Origin of the sequence: Thalassolituus sp. UBA6592 (assembly GCF_002433655.1) — a bacterium.
Classification (GTDB): Bacteria; Pseudomonadota; Gammaproteobacteria; order Pseudomonadales; family Oceanobacteraceae; genus Venatoribacter.
Window position 1 is genome coordinate 1 of record NZ_DJIO01000182.1, and the last position, 9,243, is coordinate 9,243.

Sequence of the window (9,243 nt, forward strand, 5' to 3'; positions counted from 1 at the left end):
CAGTTTCGGGTCCCAGTTCACCAGGCGTTTGCCGCGGTAAATCAGATCGTCTTCGTACAGACGGATAAACACTTCCTGTACCGCTTTGTAAAAACCGTCATCCATGGTGAAGCGTTCGGTATCCCAGTCAACGGAGTTGCCCAGACGACGCATCTGTTTGGTGATGGTGCCACCGGAATGTTCTTTCCATTCCCAGACTTTTTCGAGGAATTTTTCCCGGCCTAATTCGTGGCGGTCCGGCTGGCCTTCGGCCGCCAGTTTACGTTCAACCACCATCTGGGTGGCGATACCGGCGTGGTCGGTACCCACCTGCCACAGGGCTTTTTTGCCCAGCATGCGGTTGTAGCGGATCAGGGCGTCCTGAATGGTGTGCTGGAAAGCGTGACCCATGTGCAGAGAACCGGTGACGTTTGGCGGCGGGATCATGATGGAATAGCCTTCGCCTGTTAAGCCATCCTGATATGGCTTGAAGTAGCCTTTCTCTTCCCACTGCTGGTACCAGGTTTGTTCGATTGCGCCGGGTTTGTACGTCTTATCCATAGTGTCACTGATGCTCGTCTGTGCGTTGTCGCCGCTCTTCTGCCACACCGCTGAAAACAGGCTGGCCGGAAGGGGCATTATGGGTTCGGAAAAATGGCGGAGATTATAGCGGAAATCGGGCCCGGAGGGCAGGGGCGGATCGTGTGCGAAGCGGGGAGATTCAGGGCGGAGTTGACCACCCTGTGATAACGGCCTGCGCCTGGCAGGCCCGGAAGCTTATTTGAGTGACTGACGCAGCTTGTCTTTCAGGCGCTGGGCTATTTGCGGCAGCATTTCTTCAACCAGTTGCTCGATCATAGCTTCTTTCTGCGCAGGGCTGAGCTGGCGGCCGATTTCACTTAATGTATTGCGGGCGTCCTGCTGCTTTTTATCCAGCACGCGCTGCATGGTGCGGTGTGCTTCTTCCGCGCTTTGCTGTGCGGCCATGCGTTCGGTCTGCAAACGGTCAAGCACTGCCTGCGGCAAAAACGGATTGGACGAAATTTTGGTCGTGGCTATAGGGGGCAGTTCAGGAGGGATCACTTCATGTGGTACTTCCGGAGCCCCGATGTCTTCATACTCGTCCGGTGCTGCACCGAACAGATCTTCCAGTGTGCCGTCTGCTGTAGCGTCTGGTCTGGCCTGAGCAATGGCATCAGCAATTTTATCCGGTGCAAAGGTTGTGGCGACCGGCCGCTCAGGCTGTGCCAGCGGATGCTGAGGCGCAGCTGCAGCAGCAGAGGCGACCGGTTTGGCAACGCTGACCGGCTTCAGCACCGGAATATCATCCTGAAAGAGTTCATCCAGCACGGGGATGTCATCACCCAGGGGCTCCAGTACCGGAATGTTGGCATAATCCGGGTTGTCACCAGCGGCGTCGTCCAGCACCCGTTGCAGGGTTTCCAGCTCGCGCAGCAGATCCGCGGGTTCTTCCGTGGATGTTCCGCCGGCGATGTTGGTCGGAAGGCCCTGTTGCCCGTCTGTATTCTTTGCGGCTGCCATTAACCTAATCTCATATCGTGGTTGTTGATCGGGTAGCCCCGGTCTTTGAGATATTTGTAGTGACTACGAGTGTAGTCCAGTACCTGATCCTGTTGGATAACAATATTGATACAACGCTGAAAACGGCTGAAAAAATCCGGCAGTTTGCTGCTCAGGTTGAGGATGACGTCATGATGATGCCCAGGGTCCGTGTGCCAGCCGATGCTGACCGGACAGTCTGCCGGTGCCTTGCTGTCGCCCAGCAGTGCGTGGGGCAGAAAGGATTCTTCGCGGTAGGTCCACAACAGATCATCCAGATAGCGGGCGCTGGTTTCATCGTCGGTCTGGATCAGTATCTGGTTGCCACGGCCAAACGCTTTTTCTGCCAGACGGCAGGCGAAAACAGCCCGTTCTTCCGGTGTCTGGGCGGCAAGAATGTAAAAATCTACCTGGGTCATAACAACTAAATCAGTCTCGGGAAAGGTATGCTATTCCTCTGTCCGGGCCTTGGCAATGACGGCCCGCAAGCTTTCAGACAGATTGCCGACCTTGTAACAAAATGACTATAAAACCGGCGTGAAAAAGGCTTTGTTATCGTTCTTTTGACGGATGCCCGGGTAAATCAGCGGATGACTACCCGGGGTTGGGACGTCAGCGGGTGCTCTGAAAATGATGCATGACGACGTCGATGGTGACTTTCAGTTGTTCCATCTGCTGCAGCTCAGCCAGCAGATCGTTGCGCACTTTCCAGCGATGCGGTGTCATGCTCAGCAGATCCATAATCTGCTGGTTTGAAGTCAGGTTCACCGGATATTTAATCACCTGTTCGCCCTGACATTCGAAGCCGTGCTCGGCCATACCCGGGCGCGGATCAAACGGGTTGATCTTCACTTCGTCATAAATCAGTTCGCGCAGTTCGTACAGATGGTGACCGCCGGTATTCAGCAGCACGATCTGGCCACCCGGTTTCAGCACGCGCTGAAAACCTTCCGGCATCAGGTTGGTGAACAGGCAGGTGATCAGGTCCAGGCTGTGTTCGAGAAACGGCAGCTTGCCGCCGGTTGCGACCAGCCAGTCGATGGCGGGGCTGCGTTTGGCGGCGCGTTTAACTGCGTCTTTGGAGATGTCTGCGCCATACAGATTGTGCGGCTGTTGGTAGTCTTCCAGCATCTGCTGCAGGCGTTGGGTGTAATAGCCTTCACCACAGCCGACATCGGCAATCTGCAGCGGGTTATCCGGCTGCGCTTCTTTGTTCATTGCCCAGTCCAGTATCCACTGGTTAAGCGAATCGGAAATAGGGCGGTAAAGCTGGCTGTCAAGCAGGCGCTGGCGGGCATCAACCATGTCCATGGTGTCGCCCGGCGCTTTCGATTTTTTGTGCTGGGCAACCAGCAAATTCAGGTAGCCCTGACGCGCTTCATCGTAGGAATGACCGTTGTCACAGCGCCAGTTTTTTCCTGAGGCGAGCAGGGGCAGCCCGCACACAGGGCAGGCAATAACTTTGTGTTCAGACATGATCAGGCCAACAGCAGCTCGAGAATGCGTTCGTAAATGGTGGTCAGAATATCCAGGTCGGCGGCGGTTACGTGCTCATCGACTTTGTGAATGGTGGCGTTGCATGGGCCCAGTTCCAGTACCTGAGATCCGGTCGGTGCGATAAAACGGCCGTCGGAGGTGCCACCTGCGGTGGACAGTTCGGTTTCCAGACCGGTGACTTCACGGATGGCCTGTACGCTGGCGTCGACTAACGCGCCGCGCGAGGTCAGGAATGGCTCGCCGCTGAGGTTCCAGTCGATATCGTATTCCAGACCGTGTTTGTCGAGGATCGCCTGGGTGCGCTGCTTGAGAATGTCAGCGGTCAGTTCGGTGGAGAAGCGGAAGTTAAATACCACCTCGCATTCGCCGGGAATCACGTTAGTGGCACCGGTACCGGCGTTGATGTTGGAAATCTGGAAGCTGGTGGCCGGGAAGAACTCATTGCCCTGATCCCACTCTTCAGCAGCCAGTTCCGCCAGTGCCGGAGCGGCAATGTGCACCGGGTTTTTGGCCAGATGCGGGTAGGCGACATGACCCTGAATGCCTTTGACTTTCAGCACACAGCCGAGGGAACCGCGGCGGCCGTTTTTCACCACATCACCGGTTTGGTTGGTGGAAGAAGGCTCACCAACGATGCACATATCGATCTTTTCGTTACGTGCTTCCAGGGTTTCCACCACTTTCACCGTGCCGTTTTTCGCTGGACCTTCTTCATCTGCGGTAATCAGAAAGGCGATGGAGCCTTTGTGATCCGGGTGTTTCTTGACGAAGTTCTCAGTGGCTACGATCATCGCCGCCAGCGAGCCTTTCATGTCCGCTGCGCCGCGTCCATACAGCAGGCCGTCAACAATCTGCGGGATAAACGGTGCATGGGTCCAGTTGGCTTCGGGACCGGTTGGAACCACGTCGGTGTGGCCGGCAAAACAGACCACCGGGGCACTGTCACCGCGGCGTGACCAGAAATTATCCACTTCTGCAAAGCGCAGCGGCTCGTTACTGAAACCGGCCGCAGCCAGGCGCTCCATCATCAGCTCCTGACAACCGGCGTCTTCCGGTGTGACAGAGTGGCGGGAAATCAGGTCAAAGGCCAGTTGCAGGGTGGGGGTCATAGCGCAGTGTTCCGGGTCGTGTTGAAAAGCCGCGCATCATATCAGAAGCGCGGCTTTTTTGCCCTCCGTGAGGGCCATTTGCCGGGAAGAAGCAGATGATATCGGTCCGCAGCGGAAATTTGCTGAGTAAATCAGTCGGATTTTGTCGCCTTGCGTACCGCGGGACGGGTCAGGCGACGATCATGAAACGGGTAGCCGTAGGGGGCAAAACTGTTAATGCCCATGACGTAATGCACTTCCACTTCGTCCAGCTGTTCCCGCCACAGATACAGGCCGGTACCACTGACAGACGGAAATGAGTAGGGATGGCTGCCGATTTTGCCGTCTTCTGTACCCATCAGGTTGCCGCGAATGGTGAGCTGGCGGCCTTTGGTGAAAATTTCCGGGTCGAGGAAGGTGTCAAAGGTTACCCGGAAACGTCCGCCGGAACGGCTGACTTCATCCCGGGGACGTCCGGAACTGTACAGTGGCAGCTGCAGCATTTCGATAGTGGTACTGTCGGCATGGTTGGTAACATCGACGATATTGCCGCCGAATACCACTTCCAGTCCGGTGTAGCGTTCGGGATCGCTGAGCACGGCAGAAAACTCAGGCAGGGCATCCGGCTGCTCGACGGCAACGTCGTCCGGCAGGCTGGCACAGGCGGAAAGCAGTAAAATCAGCCCGGAGAGGGCCAGTATTCTTGGAAACATAACGCATCCTGACAGGTCAGTCGTTGATCAAAGGGCCGATGTATGACCAGCGTCCGCTGATTTTGTTGCAGCTGACCCTGTTTCCGGTATTGGCTGATTGCTGCGCTTCATTGGTTCAGGTCATTGCTATAAGCCCCGCTGCTGGCTACCATAGCCGGCTTTTTACCGCCCGTGCTTTTTTTACCAGTTGGTCGGTCCCGGCGCTCAGCCTGTGGATCGTGCACGCTCCGTTAATCAGCGCGCCGGTGAAGTCAGATCCGTTAAAAAGTACATTAAGGTACAAAAGGTACAGATGATGAGTGAGCCGCTGACACTGGAACAACTGAAGCAGGTAATGGCTGAGGCCGATCTGCTGAAATCAGAAGCTGAAGTGGATGCCGCGCTGGCAAAGCTGGCGACTGAAATTTCTGCCCGTCTGGGCGATTCCATGCCGGTGGTGTACAGCATCATGAACGGCGGTCTGGTGATGGCTGGCCGTCTGCTGATCAAACTCAATTTCCCACTGGAACAGGGCTATATGCACGCTACCCGTTACCGGGGTGAAACCACCGGGCATACGGATCTGCAGTGGCAGGCACCTCCGTCCATTCCGATGCAGGGCCGTACGGTACTGATCCTTGATGACATCTTTGATGAAGGTAATACCCTGGCTGAAGTGGTCAAAGCCTGTCACGCTCAGGGCGCCAAAGAAGTTCTGACCGCTGTGCTGGTGAATAAAGAACACGACCGCAAGAATACCGATCTTAAAATCGATTTCATCGGTATGAACGTTGAAGACCGTTATGTCTTCGGCTGTGGTATGGATTACCGCGGTTTCTGGCGTAATGCTCCGGGTATTTACGCGGTTAAAGGTCTGTAAACAGGGCTTTACAGGGCGTTACGGTTTGCTGGAATAACAGCGTTACATCGCCAAACTGTGAGTTATATTAAGGCACCTTCGGGTGCCTTTTTCGTCTATAGCGGGCAATAAAACACAACTACACTGACGACAGAACCCCTACGGATTGTTGGTGTTATGAACGTCGATTTTATTAACCCGTTTGTTGAATCGATAAACAATATTCTTGTCACCATGGCTTCTATGAGCTGTGAATACGGCAAGCCTTATCTGAAGCCGGATGAAAAAGCATTAGGCGTGGTCACCGGTATTATCCCGATGTCCGGTGAGTCTGTGCGTGGCTCACTGGCGATCAGCTTTTCCGCTGGCGCGATCGTGAAAATCAGCAGCAGTATGTTGGGTGAGGAAATCGCCGAAGTGGATGACACCTGTTACGACCTGACCGGTGAATTAACCAATATATTGTCCGGTGGTGCACGCAAACTGCTGTGGGAAAAAGGCTATGATTTTGAAATGGCCAAGCCCGATATCATCCGGGGCGCGGATGATGTCCGCCACAATATCGATGGCCCTGTGGTGGTGATTCCTTTTGAGACCAAAGCCGGGCCTTTCTATATCGAAGTGGCGCTCACTCATAAGCTGGAGCATGCCCGTATGCACCAGATGGCAGAATAGGCAGCGAAACTTCATGATTTCGTAGCCTGATCGCTGACTTTATCGCCTGATACCTGACTTTATCGCCTGATAACCGACAGTTTTCTCTGGCTCTGCCAACATTCTCTTACTGATCCTTCCTGAAACTTCCTCCGCCGCTTTTCCGGTTAATACCTGCCTGTTGCTTTTCCTGTTAATGCCCGACTATCTAATGCCGACAGTCGCGGTTGCTTCTTTTTCTTGCCTGCTGTGTGTTTTTTATGCAATATGACGATTCGTCAAAAATCGACGGATCGTCAAAAATGATTGTATTTTCAGCACTGGCGCAGAATCTCCGGCGCCTGCAACAGAACATATCGGGCAGCAAAAGCCCACGTAAGGGCCTGCGTAACGGTCTGGCCGCGGCGTTGAATGCGGTCTGTCCGCGGGCAGAACAACGTCCATGCCTGGTGATGGCCAGCGTATCGGATACGCCTGATGACACGGGAGGCAAGGCGCAGAATGCCGGGGATTCGCTGTTTGGCGCGCTGGGACGGCGGCTGAATGTGAGCTGTCCGGTACGTACCCGGCGAGAGCAGAAGCTGGCCGATCGTGAAGAGGAATTACTGGATCATGCTCAGCATCTGATAGAACAGGAAGGCTTCGCCAGTTTCACCATGGACAGCCTGGTGAAGGTGTGTGGCTATTCCAAAGGCACGCTTTATAACCATTTCAGCGGCAAGGAAGATTGTCTCGGTGCATTGTGTCTGCGCGGGCTGTCCGTGCTGGAGGGATTGTTTGAGCGGGCGATTGCTTTTAACGGCAATCACCGCGAAAAAATTCTCGCACTCAATGTGGGTTATCAGATTTACGGACAGTTGCAGCCAACCCTGGCGCTGGCATTGATTACCGTACGGACCCCGGCATTTTCAGAAAAAATTTCCGCCGCGCGCAGCGAGCGTATTCAGCAGATGGATATTGCGCTGACCTCCCGGGTGGATGAGGTGTTCCGCGCTGCCATGGCCGCGGGCGAATTAGCCGACGATATTCATGTGTCGGCACTTTCTTTTATGAGCTGGGCCCAGGCCTACGGTGGGGCGACTCTGTTGCACGCAGCTCAGGATCTGACTGCAGTTACGCGGGTAATCGGCAGCAATATTTCTTTAATCAGCTCCAATGTTTTGCTCGACGGCATGGGGTTCAGACCGCTGTCGAAAGACTGGGATTACCAGAACAGCTGGCAGCGCATCGAGCAGGAATGCTTCGCCGAAGAAGTGGCGTTGCTGAACAGTCAGTAGCTTTTTATTTTCAGCGGCAGGATTGCCGCCGGCAGCGAACGCTCATTCAGGGCGTTCAACCGATCAGCGCTTACACCCGGACAATACGAAAAAAATAACAGCAGGGAGACGCAGTATGAAGGCATTTTGGTATCAGTGGGTCATACACAGGCCGTGGCGCACAGCGCTGCTGTTGCTGGTAACTGCGGCGGTAGCTGCAGCCGGTGTGCAGAATCTGTATTTCCGCGGTGACTATAAAGTCTTTTTCGATAAAGATTTTCAACCGCTGCAGGACTTCGAGGAAATGCAGCGTATCTTCAATAAGAACGACAATATTTCAATTCTGGTCGTGCCCGAAAACGGCGATGTATTTCAGCCAAAAATGCTGCAGTTAATCGCAGAAATTACCGACGCAGGCTGGCAGACACCGTATTCCAGTCGGGTGGATTCCGTCACCAATTTCCAGCACACCTGGTCTGAATACGATGACATGATGGTGGAAGACCTGGTGCTGAATGCCGATGAGCTGTCCAGTGATTATCTGGCCCGTGTCAGCAGTGTCGCGATGACTGAGCCAACGCTTTATGGCGGACTGGTGGCCAAAGATGGCAGTGCTGCCATCGTCAATATTACCGTGCAGATTCCGGACAAGCCCAATAATACCGCGGAAGTGATTGAGGTTAAGGATTTCGTTAATTCTATGACCGCAGATCTGGCCCAGCGTTATCCGGATGTCAGCTTTTATCACACGGGTATTGTGCCGATGAATTACGCTTTCGCCACGGAAGGGCAGAAAGATATGAGCACCCTGGTGCCTGCCATGCTGGGGCTGATTGTATTGATGCTGGCAATACTATTACGCAGTGTGATGGCTATGCTGGCGACGGTTCTGGTGCTGGTTATCACCATCGCTGCGACGATGGGAACAGGGGGCTGGCTGGGTTATTTCTTATCGACAGGTACGATCAATGTGCCGATTGTGGTGATGACGCTGGCCGTTGCGGATTGCGTGCATCTGATTGCGTCCATGCAGTTTGCGATGCGTCAGGGTAGAAGCCAGAGCGATGCCCTGCGTCTCGCTCTCGATTTAAATCTAATGCCGATCTTTATTACCAGTGCGACCACTGCCATAGGCTTTATGACCCTGATGCTGTCTGAGTCACCTGTGCTGGCCGATTTCGGTGTGCTCAGTGCCATCGGCGTTATGCTGGCTTTTTTACTATCAGTGACCTTATTACCGGCGTTATTGGTGATTCTGCCATTGAAAGTAAAGCCGAGCGCGGATCATCAGGGCGGTATGGAAATGCTTGGCGATTGGGTCGTGCGCCGGCAAAAACCGTTGTTATTTTTATCCGGCGCACTGATGCTGCTGTTCGGCTCGCTGGTCACCCTGAATACCGTCAATGATGAAGCCACCAAATACTTCGCCAAAGGCACGTTCTTCCGCGATTCAGTGGACGCGCTGGAAGACCATGTGTCCGGTATGCAAACCATCGACTGGGCACTGTACAGCGGTGAGTCACAGGGCGTGAATGATCCGCAGTTTCTGCACACGCTGGCGGAGTTTTCGCAGTGGTTGCGTGCTCAGCCGGAAGTGGATCACGTTAATACGCTGGCCGATACCTTTAAACGCCTGAATAAAAACATGCATGGCGATG

The 9,243-nt window shown here is 54.3% G+C and carries 10 protein-coding genes; 4 read left to right on the top strand and 6 right to left on the bottom strand.

All coding sequences use genetic code 11. The annotated features are described in order from the left end of the window. The 6 genes from B2Z72_RS18285 to B2Z72_RS18310 form a co-directional block, all read right to left on the bottom strand. The coding region (locus tag B2Z72_RS18285) for a class I tRNA ligase family protein (protein ID WP_297005507.1) at nt 1–540 on the bottom strand (540 nt) is incomplete at its 3' end. Between the two features lie 216 nt (nt 541–756). Beyond that, nucleotides 757–1,521, bottom strand: coding sequence for a hypothetical protein (locus B2Z72_RS18290; RefSeq protein ID WP_297005497.1), 765 nt, complete (start codon nt 1,519–1,521; stop codon nt 757–759). Continuing rightward, nucleotides 1,521–1,958 (bottom strand): DNA polymerase III subunit chi, encoded by a 438-nt coding sequence (locus tag B2Z72_RS18295; protein ID WP_296980583.1) that lies wholly within the window; start codon nt 1,956–1,958, stop codon nt 1,521–1,523. The genes B2Z72_RS18290 and B2Z72_RS18295 overlap by 1 nt, the downstream gene beginning before the upstream one ends. A 193-nt stretch (nt 1,959–2,151) precedes the next feature. Next, entirely contained in the window at nt 2,152–3,015 is an 864-nt protein-coding gene (locus B2Z72_RS18300) for a putative RNA methyltransferase (protein ID WP_297005500.1), read from the bottom strand. A gap of 2 nt (nt 3,016–3,017) precedes the next feature. Further along, entirely contained in the window at nt 3,018–4,145 is a 1,128-nt protein-coding gene (gene dapE / locus B2Z72_RS18305) for a succinyl-diaminopimelate desuccinylase (RefSeq protein WP_296980580.1), read from the bottom strand. 131 nt (nt 4,146–4,276) lie between these two features. After that, nucleotides 4,277–4,837, bottom strand: a complete 561-nt coding sequence (locus B2Z72_RS18310) for a Slp family lipoprotein (protein ID WP_296980577.1) — start codon at nt 4,835–4,837, stop codon at nt 4,277–4,279. Between the two features lie 295 nt (nt 4,838–5,132). Between B2Z72_RS18310 and B2Z72_RS18315 the strand changes: the two genes are divergently transcribed. The 4 genes from B2Z72_RS18315 to B2Z72_RS18330 form a co-directional block, all read left to right on the top strand. Further along, entirely contained in the window at nt 5,133–5,696 is a 564-nt protein-coding gene (locus B2Z72_RS18315; RefSeq protein ID WP_296980587.1) for a hypoxanthine-guanine phosphoribosyltransferase, read from the top strand. 156 nt (nt 5,697–5,852) lie between these two features. Beyond that, the gene (locus tag B2Z72_RS18320; protein WP_296980575.1) at nt 5,853–6,350 is read left to right on the top strand and encodes a chemotaxis protein CheX; all 498 of its coding nucleotides are present in this window, start codon (nt 5,853–5,855) and stop codon (nt 6,348–6,350) included. 281 nt (nt 6,351–6,631) lie between these two features. Further along, the gene (locus B2Z72_RS18325) at nt 6,632–7,606 is read left to right on the top strand and encodes a TetR/AcrR family transcriptional regulator (RefSeq protein WP_296980572.1); all 975 of its coding nucleotides are present in this window, start codon (nt 6,632–6,634) and stop codon (nt 7,604–7,606) included. Nucleotides 7,607–7,721: 115 nt separating this feature from the next. Then, a partial coding sequence (locus B2Z72_RS18330) for an efflux RND transporter permease subunit (RefSeq protein ID WP_297005503.1) occupies nt 7,722–9,243 on the top strand: 1,522 nt, incomplete at its 3' end.

Excerpts from the sequence above, each read along its gene's own strand:
- B2Z72_RS18300 (WP_297005500.1), bottom strand. The coding sequence starts at position 3,015 with ATGTCTGAACACAAAGTTATTGCCTGCCCTGTGTGCGGGCTGCCCCTG.
- B2Z72_RS18295 (WP_296980583.1), bottom strand. The coding sequence starts at position 1,958 with ATGACCCAGGTAGATTTTTACATTCTTGCCGCCCAGACACCGGAAGAA.
- B2Z72_RS18320 (WP_296980575.1), top strand. The coding sequence starts at position 5,853 with ATGAACGTCGATTTTATTAACCCGTTTGTTGAATCGATAAACAATATT.
- B2Z72_RS18325 (WP_296980572.1), top strand. The coding sequence starts at position 6,632 with ATGATTGTATTTTCAGCACTGGCGCAGAATCTCCGGCGCCTGCAACAG.
- dapE (WP_296980580.1), bottom strand. The coding sequence starts at position 4,145 with ATGACCCCCACCCTGCAACTGGCCTTTGACCTGATTTCCCGCCACTCT.
- B2Z72_RS18310 (WP_296980577.1), bottom strand. The coding sequence starts at position 4,837 with ATGTTTCCAAGAATACTGGCCCTCTCCGGGCTGATTTTACTGCTTTCC.
- B2Z72_RS18290 (WP_297005497.1), bottom strand. The coding sequence starts at position 1,521 with ATGGCAGCCGCAAAGAATACAGACGGGCAACAGGGCCTTCCGACCAAC.
- B2Z72_RS18315 (WP_296980587.1), top strand. The coding sequence starts at position 5,133 with ATGAGTGAGCCGCTGACACTGGAACAACTGAAGCAGGTAATGGCTGAG.